The 16,994-nt window shown below is 49.2% G+C and carries 12 protein-coding genes; 9 read left to right on the top strand and 3 right to left on the bottom strand.

Translation table 11 applies throughout. The annotated features are described in order from the left end of the window. Window positions 1-161 precede the first annotated feature (161 nt). The 4 genes from AC0YN4_RS03845 (at window position 162) to AC0YN4_RS03830 (ending at window position 5,603) form a co-directional block, all read left to right on the top strand. The gene (locus AC0YN4_RS03845) at window positions 162-1,676 is read left to right on the top strand and encodes a spore germination protein (RefSeq protein WP_475835201.1); all 1,515 of its coding nucleotides are present in this window, start codon (window positions 162-164) and stop codon (window positions 1,674-1,676) included. A 5-nt stretch (window positions 1,677-1,681) separates the two neighbouring features. After that, complete coding sequence (locus tag AC0YN4_RS03840; RefSeq protein ID WP_475779975.1) at window positions 1,682-2,785, top strand: GerAB/ArcD/ProY family transporter; 1,104 nt, start codon at window positions 1,682-1,684, stop codon at window positions 2,783-2,785. Continuing rightward, complete coding sequence (locus AC0YN4_RS03835) at window positions 2,782-3,906, top strand: Ger(x)C family spore germination protein (RefSeq protein WP_475835574.1); 1,125 nt, start codon at window positions 2,782-2,784, stop codon at window positions 3,904-3,906. The genes AC0YN4_RS03840 and AC0YN4_RS03835 overlap by 4 nt, the downstream gene beginning before the upstream one ends. Before the next feature lie 140 nt (window positions 3,907-4,046). Beyond that, window positions 4,047-5,603 carry an ABC-F family ATP-binding cassette domain-containing protein gene (locus AC0YN4_RS03830; protein ID WP_475779976.1) on the top strand — a complete coding sequence of 519 codons (1,557 nt, stop codon included), beginning with the start codon at window positions 4,047-4,049 and terminating at the stop codon, window positions 5,601-5,603. A 91-nt stretch (window positions 5,604-5,694) separates the two neighbouring features. On the opposite strand, the gene AC0YN4_RS03825 is transcribed toward AC0YN4_RS03830, so the two are convergent. Beyond that, the gene (locus AC0YN4_RS03825) at window positions 5,695-7,533 is read right to left on the bottom strand and encodes an ABC transporter substrate-binding protein (RefSeq protein ID WP_475835200.1); all 1,839 of its coding nucleotides are present in this window, start codon (window positions 7,531-7,533) and stop codon (window positions 5,695-5,697) included. Between the two features lie 139 nt (window positions 7,534-7,672). Between AC0YN4_RS03825 and AC0YN4_RS03820 the strand changes: the two genes are divergently transcribed. The 3 genes from AC0YN4_RS03820 (at window position 7,673) to AC0YN4_RS03810 (ending at window position 11,751) form a co-directional block, all read left to right on the top strand. Continuing rightward, window positions 7,673-9,217: a DUF4153 domain-containing protein gene (locus tag AC0YN4_RS03820; RefSeq protein ID WP_475835199.1), complete on the top strand. Its 1,545-nt coding sequence runs from the start codon at window positions 7,673-7,675 to the stop codon at window positions 9,215-9,217. Between the two features lie 272 nt (window positions 9,218-9,489). Next, window positions 9,490-10,536 (top strand): multicopper oxidase domain-containing protein, encoded by a 1,047-nt coding sequence (locus AC0YN4_RS03815; RefSeq protein ID WP_475779979.1) that lies wholly within the window; start codon window positions 9,490-9,492, stop codon window positions 10,534-10,536. A gap of 15 nt (window positions 10,537-10,551) precedes the next feature. Further along, window positions 10,552-11,751, top strand: coding sequence for a ZIP family metal transporter (locus tag AC0YN4_RS03810; protein WP_475779980.1), 1,200 nt, complete (start codon window positions 10,552-10,554; stop codon window positions 11,749-11,751). Between the two features lie 470 nt (window positions 11,752-12,221). Here the strand turns inward: AC0YN4_RS03810 and AC0YN4_RS03805 are convergent, their stop codons facing one another. Both AC0YN4_RS03805 and AC0YN4_RS03800 read right to left on the bottom strand, forming a co-directional pair. After that, window positions 12,222-13,703 carry a hypothetical protein gene (locus AC0YN4_RS03805; protein WP_475779981.1) on the bottom strand — a complete coding sequence of 494 codons (1,482 nt, stop codon included), beginning with the start codon at window positions 13,701-13,703 and terminating at the stop codon, window positions 12,222-12,224. A gap of 214 nt (window positions 13,704-13,917) precedes the next feature. Next, complete coding sequence (locus tag AC0YN4_RS03800; protein ID WP_475779982.1) at window positions 13,918-14,823, bottom strand: helix-turn-helix domain-containing protein; 906 nt, start codon at window positions 14,821-14,823, stop codon at window positions 13,918-13,920. Window positions 14,824-14,962: 139 nt separating this feature from the next. Between AC0YN4_RS03800 and AC0YN4_RS03795 the strand changes: the two genes are divergently transcribed. Both AC0YN4_RS03795 and AC0YN4_RS03790 read left to right on the top strand, forming a co-directional pair. Further along, window positions 14,963-15,151, top strand: a complete 189-nt coding sequence (locus AC0YN4_RS03795; protein WP_475835198.1) for a hypothetical protein — start codon at window positions 14,963-14,965, stop codon at window positions 15,149-15,151. A 57-nt stretch (window positions 15,152-15,208) separates the two neighbouring features. Then, window positions 15,209-16,948, top strand: coding sequence for a proline--tRNA ligase (locus AC0YN4_RS03790; RefSeq protein WP_475835197.1), 1,740 nt, complete (start codon window positions 15,209-15,211; stop codon window positions 16,946-16,948). Window positions 16,949-16,994: the final 46 nt, after the last annotated feature.

Below are 16,994 nucleotides of genomic sequence, written 5' to 3'. Positions count from 1 at the left end.
GTTATTGGCTTTGTTATTGGGTATCTTGGAATAATTGCTGTCAGGGTATGGCAAAATATGAAATACGATGAAGTCAGAAGAGAACGATGAGGTGTGCTGTGGAGTTTTTCCTTCGATTAATCAAATTTCTTAATCGTCACCATATTCAATCCTACAAGCCAATGAAAGAAGACCACACACCTGAACGCGATCAGCTGCATACCGAATTAAAGGTGAATGTCGATTCGATCAGCGCGATTTTCAGCAAAGCGCCCGACCTTGTTATTCGTTCGTTTTACTATAAACAGACAGGGAGCCAGGCTATACTTGTCTACTTGTCAGGATTGGCGGATAAGAACTCGATCAATAATAACGTGTTGAATCAACTGATGTTTGAATCCGTTGAAATAAGCAATGGGATGAGCGGAAAAGGCGTTCTTCCGGTACTTCCCGTCACGCTTGGCGATATACGCACACTGACCTCCCTAAAGCATGTCGAGCTATCGGTCCTGGAGGGTCAAAGCGTCTTTATCATGGATGGTCAACAGCAGGCGTATGCCTTTGACACGCAAGGATGGCCGCAGCGAGCGATTACCGATTCTCAGATCGAAGCTTCTCTTAAAGGGGCCCACCAAGGTTTTATAGAGACGGCGGGATTAAACATCGCGCTGATCCGCAGGTACATTAGCAGCAGAGAGCTGAAGATTAAAGAGCTGAACATCGGTGCCAGAGTCCCCTGCAAAATATCGATTCTCTATCTGGAGGATGTTACCCATCCCGATTTAATCCAGGAAATGGAGAGACGATTAACCTCATTAAATGTAGACTGTATCTTGAATACCGGTGAGTTGGCCGAGTTAATCGAAGATAACCCATTCTCGCTGCTACCGCAATTTATTACGACAGAACGGCCAGATACTGCTGCCTCGCAAATTCTACAGGGCCGCATCTGCGTTGTCGTCGACCGCTCATCAAGTGTATTAATAGCTCCGGCCAGTATTGCCGCATTCTTTCAAGGCATTGATGATTACAGTACGCGCTGGCCGATTGCCACGTTTCTGCGTCTGTTGCGTTTTTTTGCTTGTATCATTGCAGCCTTCCTGCCGGGTATCTATATTGCCTGTATCTCGTTTAATCATGAAGTCATCCCGCTTGACTTGATCCTATCGATCGGTCAATTTAGAGCAGCAGTACCGTTTCCGCCTTTTATTGAAGCGTTTATGATGGAGATTATGCTTGAGATGCTTCGAGAAGCCGGTGTTCGTCTGCCCGCACCGGTTGGTCAAACGGTAGGCATTGTAGGCGGTATCGTTATCGGACAAGGAGCTGTACAAGCCGGGATCGTAAGTAATCTGATGGTAGTCGTCGTCGCGTCGACCGCTGTTGCTTCGTTTATTTTACCCAATTACGATATGGCGGCTTCAATTAGGCTCATCCGATTTCCAGTGATGATCATCGCCTCCATATTCGGCATAATTGGTATTATTGCTGCATTTATGGTGCTCGTCGCACACCTAATTACCTTGAAATCACTTGGTGAACCTTACACTACACCTTTAGCTCCGATGCGTATCGGGGATTGGAAGGATGTGTTTATTCGGCTTCCCTTATGGAATATGCTGAAGCGTCCGACGAGCGTGCGATCCCTGCAGAAGAACAGAATGGGTTTAAACCGCCTTGAAGGTGATGAGGAATGACTGGAATGAGCTTGAAACCTAGCAAAGCAAACTCCATAACGCTGCTGCAGTTTATTCTGATCATCCACAGCATGCAGCTTGGCATAGGCGTCATATCAATGCCTCGCGACCTTGCATTGACCGGAGGAACGGATGGTTGGATCGCCTTATTGATCGGATATGCCGTGTCGCTAATCGCCAGCATCCTGATCGTTCAGATTATGAAGATGTATCCCAACGGGACGATCATCGATCTGATCACGCACTATTTTGGCAGATTTGTCGGACATGTGATATCACTCGTATTTGGCGTATACATGTGCTTGTTTGCTTATTTAATTCTTGATCGTATGGTGCTGCTGATTCGCAGCTGGATCATGCAGCAGTCGCAAGATTACGTACTGATGCTTCTCTTTGTCGTCCCTGCCTATATGATCGTGAAAGGCGGCGTTCGTACTATAGGCAGATATGCGGAGATCGTGGTCATGTGTTCCTTATGGATGCCGCTCGTCTTATTAAGTCTGTTAAACGATGCGCATTGGCTTAATCTGCTTCCTGTTCTTAAAGAAGGGTGGATACCGGTGCTGCGGACCGTGAATACGACCATCATTTCTTTCATGGGATTTGAGGCAACGTTCTTTATCTATCCGCATCTGGAGAATAAGAAGAAAGCCATAGTGGGTGTCTTGATCGCGAATACGTTAACCTTACTTGTTTATTTGTACGTGACGATTCTTTGCTTCATTGTTTATAGTCCCGATGAAATTCAATTCTTTAACGATACGATGCTTACCGTCGTTAAAGTCATCGAATACCGCTTTCTGGAGCGATTTGATATCGTGATGTTGACTTGTTACTTGCTCGTGATATCCAAAACTTGGATTCCTGCGCTTTATATGGCGATGTACTGTACGAAACGGCTGTTTCATATCGGCAAAGTGAGTAAGCATATTATCATTCTTCTTACCGGTATGGTAGTGATTACCTACATCTGGGAACCGGGCTGGAATGCCAGTACGAAGGCGATTCATTATTTCAGTTATTTCGGGATGGTCATGGTGTATCTCTTCCCGCTGGGATTATGGGCAGTTTTGTCTGTGATGACGAGTTTCCCGCGGTGGCAAAAATGAGCCGGTTCTATCGCATTACATTACTGTTCCTCATGCTGACAGTCTTGTTAACTGGTTGCAAAGATCGCGTTGATCTGGAGAATATTACGCTCGTACTCATGATGGGCATCGATTTAGACAAGGACAACAATCTCCTGCTTTTCTCCTCTTCACCCGTCTTCAGCAAGGAAGCGAAGAAGAAGAATGAGACGACGAAAGTAAAAGCGATCACCAGCCGTCAGGCTAGAGGCGAATTGGAAGCCCGCGTGTCTGCACTCGTCAGTAATGGGAAACTGCAGAATATCCTAGTCGGCAAAAAGGTGCTCCAGCACGAGGGATGGATGAATCTGCTCGATGTTTTCTTTCGTGATTCCAAATCCAGAATCAATGCAAGATTAATTGCGGTGGATGGACCGGTGGAGGAGGTTATGTTCTTTACGCCGGAAGACAAGCGCAGGCTCCCGCTCCATATTGCCAAGCTAGTCGATACCGCGCACATGCGTAACCTCGTTGAAATGACGACTCTCTTTGATTATATTCGGCTTGTCTTCGAGAAGGGGGTCACGCCGTACATGACGGAGCTGCACAAAACACCAAAAGAGGTAGTCGTAACCGGAACGGCGCTGCTGGACGACAAAGGGATCTATCGAGGATCGCTCGATCTTATGGAGAATGAACTGCTGCAGATTTTACAGGATGAGAAGCTCGCGGATTTAACGCTGACCGTTATTTTGCCTGATGTAAAGCATAAGAAATCACTTTTCGAGACAAGAGCAATAAGCTTTTATATTACGAAAGTAATGCGGAAAATGAAGGTTTCTTATACGGACAATCATTTTCGTTTCGATATTCGATTAAAGCTGCCTATTCATTTAACGGAACAAATGTTTCGGCTTAGTGCGGAGAAGAATTCGAAAGAACTAGAAGCCATGATTAATAAGCAGCTTGAGCTGGAAATGTACAAGTTGGTGAAGAAAATTCAAAAAAACAAGTTGGATCCAATTGGACTAGGGCTAAATGCAAGAGCTTTTCAATACTCGGCATGGAAAAAAGTGCAAAACGACTGGGGCGGCGCTTTCGCAAAAGCAGAGGTCAACATTCATGTCGATACAACCATTAAAGATCATGGAGAAATCAATTAGTTGAAGAGATGCCCAAGCGGGAAGGCTGCGGTGCCGGCGCGTCCATAACTTGCTTGGGTATTTGCGTGAAATGATTGAGTTGTGGGGCGTCTAACGCTATAATATAACGAGAAAAAAGTCTAACAGAAAAGGTGTCATTCATGAGCATATTAAACGTAGAACGGCTGAGCCACGGTTTCGGAGACCGTGCGATCTTCAACGATGTATCCTTCCGCTTGCTTAGGGGAGAGCACATCGGACTTATCGGCGCGAACGGCGAAGGTAAATCCACTTTCATGAACATCATTACCGGCAAACTGCAGCCCGATGACGGGAAAGTCGAATGGTCCAAGCGGATGCGCGTTGGCTATCTCGACCAGCACGCGGTACTGAACAAAGGCATGACAATCCGTGACGTGCTGAAGGGCGCTTTCCAATACTTGTTCGACATGGAACAAGAAATGAACGACATGTACGGAAGAATGGGCGATGTCACGCCGGAAGAGCTGGACCAAATGCTTGAGGATGTCGGAACCATTCAAGACACCCTCACGAATCAGGATTTCTACATGATCGATGCCAAGATTGAAGAGACTGCACGTGGACTTGGTCTGACGGATATCGGTCTGGACAAAGACGTAAACGATCTAAGCGGCGGTCAGCGTACGAAAGTCCTGCTTTCGAAACTGCTTCTGGAGAAACCGGATATTCTGCTGCTGGATGAGCCGACGAACTATCTCGACGAACAGCATATCGAATGGCTGAAGCGTTACCTGCAAGAGTATGAGAATGCCTTCATCCTCATCTCCCATGATATCCCATTCTTAGATAGCGTCATCAACTTGATCTATCACATGGAGAATCAAGAGCTAAATCGTTATGTCGGCGACTACTCGCATTTCCAGCAAGTACACGAGATGAAGAAACAGCAGCTGGAATCCGCATTTAAGCGTCAGCAGCAAGAAATTTCGGAATTGAAGGATTTCGTTGCACGGAATAAAGCAAGTGTAGCTACGCGTAACATGGCAATGTCCAGACAGAAGAAGCTGGATAAGATGGACGTTATCGAGCTGGCGAAGGAGAAGCCGAAGCCGCAATTTAACTTCAAGGATGCAAGAACTTCAAGCAAGCTGATCTTCGAAGCGAAGAATCTCGTCATCGGATACGACGCGCCGCTCTCCAGACCGCTTGATCTGCTGATGGAACGTGGTCAGAAGATTGCGCTTGTCGGTGCGAACGGGATTGGTAAGACAACGCTGCTGCGCAGTATTCTTGGTGAAATCACACCGATCTCCGGTACGGTACAACGCGGCGAAATCTTGTCGATCGGTTACTTCGAGCAAGAAGCGAAGGATGCCAATTACAACACTTGTATTGATGAGATATGGAATGAGTTCCCATCGCTGAATCAATTCGAGGTGCGTGCTGCACTGGCGAAATGCGGGTTGACCACGAAGCATATCGAGAGCAAAATCGCGGTATTGAGCGGCGGCGAGAAAGCGAAGGTACGTCTATGCAAACTGATCAACCGCGAGACGAACCTGCTCGTGCTCGATGAGCCTACGAACCACTTGGACGTAGACGCGAAGGAAGAGCTCAAACGTGCGCTTAGAGCCTACAAAGGCAGCATTCTGCTAATCTCCCATGAACCTGAGTTTTACCGCGATGTCGTGACAGAGACGTGGAACTGTGAATCGTGGACGACGAAGGTATTCTAATTGGAGTTGCCTGTATAGAGAAGTGAAAAGCCGCTCCAAGCAGTCATTATTGGCTGCTCCGAGCGGCTTTTCTTCTGTTCGGATGGGCTGCTTATTCCGGCAGTCTGGTGAACCAGAGGTCGCGGAAGTGTACCCAGCCGAGCGATTCCAGCGATATTCCCCGAATCGAAGGATGGAAGGCGGTTTTGAGATGCTTGCGATAGAGAAACATGAGGCTGTGAGCTGCTGCAAGCTGCTGCTCGATCTGTCGGAATTGATCCGATCTGCGCTTGGGATCGGACTCGGACAACAAGTCGTTCAGCTGCTGCTCCAGGATCACTTGCATATCCGGCCGCATGTGCAGCTGCATGCTCTTGAACAAATCGATGAGGCGCAGCTCTCGGTGCTCGTCCAGCATAATGGCAAACAGCAGCAAATCCGCATGCAAACGTTCTTCGCCTTTGAATTGTTCAGCGGGAATGAACTTGATCATTAGCGTGATGCCGGCAAGTGCGCAAACCTGCTGTACTATTCGCGCATCGGCTTCATATTGCGGAATGGTCGCAAGAATGATCGGTTCGCCGTTGTAGCCAGCTTCCATAAGACATTGCTCCACATTGTCGGCAGCTGCTGATTTGTTTGCATGACTGCTTGTCGAATGCGGAGTCCAGAAGCTGTCGGCAGGCTCGATGACATCTCCGGATAGGCGTTCAATGATTTCAGCGCGATTCAGTGCCAGATCGAACGCCTCGCGAACCGCTGCATTGGCAAGCGGACCTTCTCGCAGCTCGTTAACGGTCAGAAACTTGCAGGTCGTCCCGGATTGGCGAACCTGCTGCCATTGTTCTGTTGCGGTCTCGGATATACGTACGTTATGCATGACCTGGAAGGCCGGCTGCTCGGCTTGTCCGTCGACCTCTTGCTCCAGCGGTTGTGTCCATACCTCAACACGGTCCAGAAAACCTCGTCCTTGAAAATAAGCAGGGAATGCTTCAAGTACCATGACGCCATGCTCCCGATCCACGAGACGAAACGGGCCGGTCCCGATCGGCTGCAGTCCGAATTCCGCGTAGGTGAACCGGTCCGAGCTGCTGGTAATCTTCTTCGTTGAAGGCGATCGCTCCGGCGCCGGAACGATCGATGCTCGGTTAGTAGCCAAGAAGGGGAGGAGGGCTTCATTGCGCTGCTCCAGTACAAATCGAACAGAGCGCTCATCCGGCATCTCGATGGAGACGATACCCATGTACACCCAATTATACAATCCTCGCGGTGCAAGAGCCTTCAGTCGCTCGAAAGTGAATAGGACATCGGCAGCTACCATCTCCCGGCCGTGATGGAAGAGGACTCCTTTACGTAGGAAGAAGGTCCAACTGGTGCGCGTAGCATCGACATCCCATGTATGTGCAAGATGCGGAAGAATGGTATCGCCTGAAGGGCTCATTCTTACGAGCCCGTCGAAGAGCTGGTTGACCAAATGCGATTCACCGGAATAGTGGATGGAGGCAGGGTCCAAGGAATGGATGGTTTGCGGCAGAGGAAATCGTAAAATGTCCAATCGACGCTCACCTAATACCTCGGAATGAAAGCCGAACCGTTTCGAGAGCCAATCCTGAAACTGCGAGCGCAGCCCCCGTGTGCCCTCACTGTCCATCGTTTGCAGATAGGAGATTGCCAGTTGCAGGTCCTGCTTCTGTGCGATTTCTTGCGCTTCCAGCAGCACGAGCTCTTCTTTCTTCGCCAGAAAGTTCAAGACGGAGCGATTGCCGCGGCCGCGCCGCGGTTCCCAGCTTAACCAGCCTTCTCGCTGCATGCGCTGCAGCAGAAGGACCATATTGCGATGCGTACAATCCAGCGCTGACGCCAGTTCAAGTGTCGTGACTTCGTACGGTTCATGCTCTTGCAGCTGTGGCAGAGCGCTCCGAAGAGCGATGTAATGCTGCCTCATTTTCATCGTGAGCTCGTCTCCCGACATAAAATATGAAATTTATTTATCAAATCTTACACTTTTTCTTCTTATTTTATAGGCTACAATAAAATAGGAGAAAAGTACAATCGTTGCTAATGTAGTCTACATGTCGGGAGTGAGCCCTTTGAGAGATCCAGCACCATGGCAAAGAAGATATGAGCTAATCGCGCTTTGGTCATTAGGATTTGGTGTATTCAGTCAATATTTATTCGTTGGTAATAGCTTGGGGATATCGGTAGCGTTGTTTACCTGTGCTTTCTATGCTTTGTTCTTCTATGCGATAAAAGGGAGAATTGGCGGGTTCGATCAATGGCGAGGTCAGTCAAAGTCAGGGTGGCTGCTCTGTTTGCCTGTTGCGCTTCTGTCGCTCAGCTACATGCTCTTTAATAATGAGTTATTTCACATGCTCAATATCGTTGTAATACCAGCACTTGTCGCGGCCCAAACAGTATTGCTCTCAAGGAGCAGTACGAAACCTTGGTTTCGGACCGCTTTCTACCAGGATGTGCTTTATTTAAGTCTCATCAAGCCGTTTTCCTACTTTACAGTCCCTTTCGGATTGCTCGCGAATCGCGTTTCTCCACAGCAGCATAGTGGGGGGAAAGCAGGCGGCGGAAAGGTTCGCCGGATCTTGCTTGGACTCCTTCTCGCGTCACCGCTTCTGATTGTAGTGATCTTGCTGCTGGCTTCGGCAGATCGGATCTTTATGGATTTGTTAAACCGATTGCCTGAGATGTTCGGCGATTACTCGATTCGCACTTTGTTTACCAGAACCGTGTTAGCCGTGTTCATTTCAGTCTTTACGTTCAGCTATTTATGGACATTGTTATTCCGCAGAACCGATGACCAATGGAGGGATGGCAGCGAAGGCGGCTCCAATAACGCATTCTCTGCCGCTGCATCTGCTGCTTCGAGACAGCAAGCACCGCTTTCACTCGATGCGCTTACCGCCGGAACATTGCTCATCAGCTTCAACATCGTATATATTATTTTCGCGGCGATTCAATTCTCGTATCTGTTCGGAGCTGCGAATGGCTTGCTGCCCGAGGGTGTTGCATATGCGGAGTATGCGAGGCAGGGCTTCGCACAACTAGTCGTTGTTGCGCTCATTAATCTGGTCTTACTGCTGAGCGGCCTTCATTTCATACGCAGAGAAGGGGTAGTGGCCGAGTGGGTCCGTAAGCTCTCCCTCAGCATGCTGGTTGGTTGCACGGTTGTGATGCTGGTATCGGCTTACAGCAGGCTGTCGCTCTATGAGTCGGCTTACGGTTATACGCAAACGAGAATACTCGTTCAAGGCTTTATGCTGTTTCTGGGCCTCATTCTCATCGCGTCCTTCATGCGGATATGGAGTGAGCATTTCTCATTGGCGAAGGCTTACATAGGGCTTGCGGTAGCTGCCTATATCGTCATTAATTATGTAAACGTAGATGCGATTATCGCCAAGCAGAACATGATTCGGTATCAGGATACCGGCAAGATCGATATGCAGTATTTAGGATCGCTCTCGACAGATGCATTTCCTACTCTTATTAAACTGCAGAAAGACGAGCCAACGCTGTCCGATGCAATTGAGAACGCGAAGAAAAGTTTAAGGGATGATGCTCTTCAGCGTGGTGGTTGGCCCGCTTGGAATTTGTCGGTGGCGAGAGTTTTGAATGAGGAATAATCGGACTATTAATGCGGCTAATTATATAGTTAACGGCATGAATTAAGTTGTTCGATATAGCTATTCGACGAGAAGTCCGCGTAATCGCGGACTTTTTTATTTTATGGTGAAGAAATTTATGGTTTACAAACACAGACGTTCAGCATATATTTAAGTCATTCGAGTTTTGCTCTAGGGAAACATTTTGTCCCTTGTCCACATTAATATTTTTTTGATTATTTTTTTGCACTCGGAAAACTTAATTTACTTTATGCAAAATAGGAGGTGGCATCATGGCATTTAATCTCAAACGCCCTGTCTCCAGGCGGGATGTGTTGAAATGGGGAGCCGCAGGTGTCTTAGGGGCTTTCAGCGGAGGCTTATTCAGCCCGGGCTCGTTATTGGGGAAACCGGTTAAGGCGATGACCAAGCATGAGGTGCACTCGGCATTGAAACAGCATAAACATCAAACGATGGCACATGGTTACGACCCCGGGAAAGATCAAACATTCGGACTCCAAGCCGCAATCAAATCGCTGACTGAGTTTGATTACGGGAAAGTAAGTACCCGTGCGGACGGCAAGACTGTACGCGAATATAACATGGTCGCTTCGGATTCAACTGTCGAAATCGCGAAGGGCATCACGTTTCCGGGTTGGACCTATAACGGGACCATTCCGGGACCTACGATCCGCTGCACGGAAGGAGATATCGTTCGAGTGAAGTTCTGGAACGGCTCCTCGCACCCGCATTCGATCCATTTTCACGGCGTTCATCCAACCCGAATGGATGGTATTGAACCGGTACCGACAGGAACGGAATTTATTTATGAGTTTGAAGCGAAACCCGCGGGCATGCATGTGTACCATTGTCATATTCCGCCTTTATCCAAACACATTCACAAAGGACTCTACGGGAATTTCATCGTCGATCCGAAGGTGCCAAGGAAGAAGGCTCGTGAGCTTAATATGGTCATGAACGGCTTTGATCTGGACTTAGACGGTGAGAATGAAATCTACACCGTTAACGGCTATGCATTCGCATTCCAAGCTTGGCCGATTCCCGTGAAGGCCGGTGAGCTTGTCCGAGTTTATCTAAGCAATTTAACCGAATTCGATCTCATTAACTCTTTCCATCTTCATGCGAACTTCTTCAACTACTACGAGGTAGGCGCAGATCCGGATGCCAGACCGGTCATGACCGATACCATCATGCAGTGCCAAGGACAGCGCGGCATTCTGGAGATGGTATTTCCAGAACCGGGACAGTACATGTTCCACGCTCATCAGAGTGAATTTGCAGAGCTGGGCTGGATGGGATTCTTCGAGGTCAAAGCGTAAGGAGGAGGGGGTTACATGGAGGTGAAAGTCGTGAATACCACGAAACAAAAGCCAAGAAGTAAGCTGCTCTGGATATGGGGAGGCGCTCCTCTCATTCTCCTTATTCTGATTATCTACTTCATATCTAATTTAGGAACCGGCATTAAGGATGAACCGGTCGCGCCGATCGAAGCCCTTGATGTTCAGAAGATCGTACTTACCCATGAGGGTTTTACGATGCATGTACTTAACACAGGGCCGGAGAAAGTCACAATCGCACAGGTGCTTGTGAATGACGCATTCTGGAATGCAGATTTTCATCCCAGTGCGACGATTGGAAGACTCGCTCAGACCGAAATTTTCATTCCGTACGGCTGGGTTGAGGGAGATCCTTACGAGATAAAACTGATTACGACGAACGGATTGATTTTCGCAGGCGAGGTGCCAGTTGCCGCGTTGACGCCGGTGCCGGATGTCACTCGCGTTGCCCAGTTCGCCTTGATCGGGTTCTATGTAGGTGTAGTTCCGGTAGGGTTAGGGTTGCTGTGGTTCCCGTTCTTACGACGCTTCTCGCAGCGTGGCATGCAGGCTGTGCTGGCTCTAACGGTAGGGTTGCTGTTCTTTCTTGTCATAGATACGTTCGAAGAAGGGTTTGAGTTAGGAGCAGAAGCAGCCGGCATCTTCCAAGGCAACGGTTTAGTGTGGTTCGGCGCACTTCTCAGTTTCTTGTTCCTGGTTGCCATTGATCAGGCCAACGAGCGTAAAGGTGCGGTAAGCGGCAAGCAGGTCGCTTTCAAGATCGCCGGAGGCATAGGACTCCATAATCTCGGCGAAGGTCTCGCCATCGGTGCTGCATTCGCAGCCGGCGAAGCGGCACTCGGAACCTTCCTCATTATCGGATTTACGCTTCACAACATCACGGAAGGCGTCGGTATTGCCGCTCCGCTTCTGCAAGAACGTCCAACTTGGCGAACTTTCGTCGGTTTGGCTTTCCTCGGTGGAGGTCCGGCAATTATCGGAACGTGGACCGGGGGATTCATTTTCAATGAAGCCTTCGCCGCCTTGTTCTTCGGCATTGGCGCAGGTGCGATTCTGCAGGTCATTTACGTGATCAGTAAGATGGTGGTCAGAGAGGCAGGGAAAAGCGATCGAGCAGTCGTGTCCTGGAGCAATCTGGGCAGCTTGTTTCTGGGGATTCTGATTATGTATGTGACGGCATTGTTTGTTAATGTTTGATTGTGCGAATAAATTAGCGACATAATTTTAGTTATGTAAACCGTATTGAGTGGCTGTAACACTGCTAAGAATAAAATGATGAAGGAGAGGCCGCCGGCCTCTCCTTTTGTGTATCGAGAAACCCATGTTCAATACAACATGGGTTATTAGCTTCCGTTGTACGGGACGAAGGTAACCCTTTATTTCTGTACCTCCTGGATGAGAGTATACGTTGTCGCATGCCAACTCTAACGGTTGTGACAGTGGCTATTTGGCTTCAAATAACCACTTTTATTTTCTAACGGTTGCCAGCGAACCTATTTGAACGTTCTCCGCTAGGAATCGACCGATTTGCTGCAAATAACGTCTGTCACAACCGTTAGCGTTTCAAACAGGCTATTTTTGATGAAATAGCCACGCTGACAACCGTTAAACTTTTATTCATGCTGTATAGACAAGGAGAGGCCGCCGGCCTCTCCTTTTGTCATCTCCTAGAACACCTGAATGCCATTCGTAGGATCCCATGTCATGTATCCGCCTTGGAAGTTTTGTCTCGTACCGGCTCCAAATGCGAATTCATCACTGGTCGGAAATTGGAGGTAGGTATGGTTAGTGCCTTGAAGGTACGTTTGCCAGAAGCCGTTGCGGACTTGGAACGTCCCGCTGCCGGATGTCATAATGGCGCTTGGCCCGATGCTGCCGCCGTCGAAATCCTGTACATATCCGTAGTCCCAATAGTGGACGAACGCGCTGCCGCCATTGTCATAAGGGGACCCGTTCGTTGCCATCCCGCCGTGGCTGTTGAAATAATTAAGGATGTTCGTATTCGTTGTTCCGCCAGACAACTTGCCTTCGTAGGCCGTGGCATTGCGGAAATTAGTCCAGCCTGTTTTCTTGTCTGTTGAACCGAGTCCACTGGATTTGAAAATCCCATAGCTCAGCGATGGCTCATCTTGGAGGTAGAACCATACGCCGCTCTGTATATACGGGGAGGCTTTCATGACGTTGTAAGCTGCCGTAATATTGGAGGCTTGCACGGCTTCGCTGACGGCATCTGTCGTCCAGCCGATCTCTGTCATGAAGATTTTCTTGGTTGTACCTGATCCCTCATAGGCTGCGTATGCGCTATGTACGTAGTTGATGTAATTATTCAGTTGGGTGGTGGATACGCTGCCGCCTTGATCGATATAGATATGCTGTCCGATATGATCGAGAGGGTAGGACCCTGCATTGGATTGGATCCAATTCCAGCTCCCCACGGTCGTGCCTTCAGCATACGTATCACTAAGATAGTCGGCACCTGAGCCGCCGGAGGAGTAACCTGCAATATCGTGTCCGAAGATTCCGCCGCTGATGACTTCCACATCGTAGTTGTTATAGTATTTCATCTGCGTGTACACGTGGCCCAGCATTGCGGCAAAATTGGAAGGGTAGATGAACGAGCATCCGGTGTAGACGCCGGGAGACGGGTTCGAGCCCCAGCAGTTCGGCTCATTCCATACTTCCCAATACTTGATGACGCCGTCATAATGGCCTGCCATCCGTCCGGCTAAGTAGCCGAATTGGTCGATAAAACTGTTGTAGCCGTCCCCTCCGGAGGTATTCTCTGCATTATTGTCCGTCCAATCCGACTGTGTGCCTGGCCAGGATTCGTTAGAAATCAGACCGATAACTTGAAGTCCTTTGCTCCGCAGCCGATTCACGATCGTATCGTAAGTGCTGTAAAATGCCGCTGTATCCGAGGTATAAGGGCCGAGGCGGAAGTTAAGCCGGACAAATCCCGCTCCACTGTCGGCAAGTGCCTGTGCAACTTGATTCGTAATCAGAATGTTCCCGGAATCGTCGATTGGGCGACCGAATTGAATGCCTTGCGGACCGGCTGCCGCTGCTTCGCGGACTCCAATAAAGTTAAATCCAGTGAACACAAGGGCAGCAGTCATCAGAGCAGCCACCCATCTTGATACTCGGTTCATCACGAAACCTCCTTAAGTTTGAAATCGCTTACACTATAAATGGTATGCGGGCTGTTTGGAGATCCCTCCTCTACATTCCGGACCTCGTTTAAGTGGAAGATTTTGGGCCGCATGTGATATGTAGAAGGCGAAATTGTTACTGCATGAGGTAGATTTTCGCGGTGATGAAGACTTATGGCTTATAATTTTGGGACGAAATACGGTGTTAGATTCTCTAGGTGGCACTCGTGCGTTGCTCACTTGGAGAATGACCATAGACACGACGGAACAGTTGACTCAGGTAGCTGCCATTCGCAAATCCAATTTCTTGTGCGATTCGATCTAAGGAATAGTCGGACTGTCGAAGCAGGTGCAAGGCACGGTTTAAGCGGATTTCGGTGAGGTATCGATTCATCGTTTTGTCAGTGACAAGCTTGAACATGCGGCCGAGATGCCGTGGGCTGAAATGTACATGATCGGCGACTTGTTCGAGCGTTATCGGGTTCTGATAATTATCTTCCAGGAACAGAATCGTTTCGAGGATGACTTCGTAGCCTTCGCGTTTGGCGGGGACGGAATAGTTAGCCATCTGGTGGTCCTTGCCTGCAAGCATTCTGGCCGTGGAAATAATGACGCTGGCAAGCCGGCTTTGAATGGCTGAATAATAGCCTGCGAATTGATGATTTGCTTCTTCGGCACAGGACATGAACTGTGGAATGGCCCCAAGGACATCAGGGATACTGCTGTAAACGGGTGTGTTGAAAATATCGAGCAGCTGCTTTGCTTCTTCGAAGAGGTGACGATCCGCGTTATTCTTCATCGTGAATTGGCATTGCAGGCACAATTCAGCCATCGGCTCATGCTGATCCGAGTATTGTGCATGGACGATTTCAGGACCGGTCAAGTAGAACTGGTTCGTCTCGACATGGAAAGGGATCTGTTCCATACGAATATGCCCCTTACCCGATGTGATGAAGTGAAATTCATAGGAGGAATGCTTATGCTCGGGTACATGCCAGCCCGGACCGGGAGGAACATAGTTGATTTTGATCACGTCGACTTGTAAGGCACCGATCTCAAGCCGAATAGGCATCCGCTCCAAATGGCGATAATGTCGTTTGATGGGGTCTAGATCGAGCAAGCTGAGCCACCTGCTTTCTTCATGGTTCTAGTACTAGCCTATTCTTGTTTGCCGGTTGACTTGCCGGTTAACTTGTTGTACCTTTAGAATCACATTAAATGAAACGACCGTGATCAAGGAAATGCATGCTTGGTATTCTGTGCCCAGAGAGGGAGCCCGCCGGTTGAGAGGCTTCCCGCAGATCCAAGTGCTGCCCGGCCTTGTAGTCGCTGCAAGGAACCTAGCTTTCCGTATTTGCAGCCGGGAACGCCCCGTTATCCGTACAAGAGAGCCGTCTGCCGGACGGTTGAATTTTGGGTGGTACCACGAGCACGCACTCGTCCCTTAACCAGGGATGGGTGCGTGTTTTTTGTATGCTGATGTTTACGGAGAGGGTGGTTATTCAATGAGACAGAAGTCCGTATTCCTACCAACAATGAGAGAAGTTCCTGCAGATGCAGAAGCCGTGAGCCATAAGTGGCTGGTCAAAGGCGGTTTTATTCGTCAGCTCTCCGCAGGAGTCTATTCCTTCCTGCCTGCAGGTCGCCGCGTGCTGCGTAAGGTAGAAGCTATTGTTCGGCACGAAATGGAGCAGACCGGAGCGCAAGAAGTGCTGCTGCCTGCTTTCCAGCCGGCTGATCTATGGCAGCAATCCGGGAGATATGATGTTTATGGGCCGGAGCTGGTACGGCTTCAGGATCGTAACGGTCGCGAATTCGTGCTCGGTCCTACGCATGAAGAAGTCATTACGCAGCTTGTCGGTCAGGAGATATCTACTTACCGGAAGCTGCCTGTCACGCTGTTCCAGCTGCAGACGAAGTTCCGCGATGAACGTCGACCGCGCTTTGGGTTGCTCCGGTGCAGAGAGTTCGTCATGAAGGATGCATATTCGTTTGACAGCGATTGGGAGGGCCTGGATCGGACATATCAGTCGATGTACGAGGCTTATCATCGTATATTCGAGCGCTGCGGGCTGGAGTTCCGCGCTGTTCAAGCCGATGCCGGGGCGATTGGCGGCGAAGGCGGAACCCATGAATTCATGGCGATTGCTGAATCCGGCGAGGATGATGTGGTGATTTGCGGCACCTGCGATTATGCTGCGAACATGGAGAAAGCGCAAAGTCTTGAAGCTGCGTTGGTCGAAGCGGACAAAAGTCGGCTAACCAGGGACCAGGATGCAGATGGATTGCAAGCGGCGACGGAGCAATTCCACACCCCTGGAATGAGAACGATTGACGAGCTGGTTACAGGACTCGGCATCGGTCATGATGAACTGATTAAGACGCTTATTTATTTAGCTGATGGTAAACCAGTCGCAATACTTGTGCGCGGTGACCATAGCATTAACGAAACGAAAGTGCTCAATGCCCTCCAAGCTGTTACGCTTACGCTTGCTGATACGGATACGGTCAGAAGTGTTACCGGTGCAGGTACCGGCTTCGCGGGTCCAATAGGACTGGCGATTCCTCTGTTGGTTGATTTGGAAGTCGGATTGATGAAGGCGGGAATCGCCGGTGCTAACGAAACGGATTATCATGTTCGTCATGTTGTGCCGGGGAGAGATTTCTCGCTTGAGCGGATCGGAGATTTCCGTAATGTGGAGGTAGGCGATCGTTGTCCTAGCTGCGAGCATGGTGAACTGCGTACGATTCGCGGGATCGAGATTGGTCATGTGTTCAAGCTTGGGACCAAATACAGCGAGAAGCTTGGCGCGCAGTTCGTGGATTCCAACGGTGAAACGAAGCCGATCATTATGGGCTGTTACGGAATCGGGATATCGCGGTTGCTTTCGGCCATCATTGAGCAGCATCATGACGAGAACGGCATGATATGGCCAAGCGCTGTGTCACCGTATCATGTACACCTCATTCCGGTTTCAACGCAGGATACGTTGCAAATGGACGCAGCTGAAAATCTGTATGCACAATTACAGGCAGCAGGAATCGACGTTCTGCTGGATGATCGGGATGAGCGATTAGGCGTGAAGCTCAAAGACAGCGATCTGATCGGAATTCCAATCCGTATTGTCGTTGGTAAAGGCGTTGCTGAAGGTCAGGTGGAATGGAAGCTACGGAGTGCGAGTGGAGCTGCTGATCGTATGGCTATTGCAGATGTGCTTGCTGCTGTACAACATACGATTCATTGACAAAGTCGAAGATTCAAAAAGAAAGCCCCATACCAACACGGTATGG

Source organism: Paenibacillus sp. J22R3 (assembly GCF_056269305.1).
This window is presented reverse-complemented; position numbering and strand designations above follow the sequence as displayed.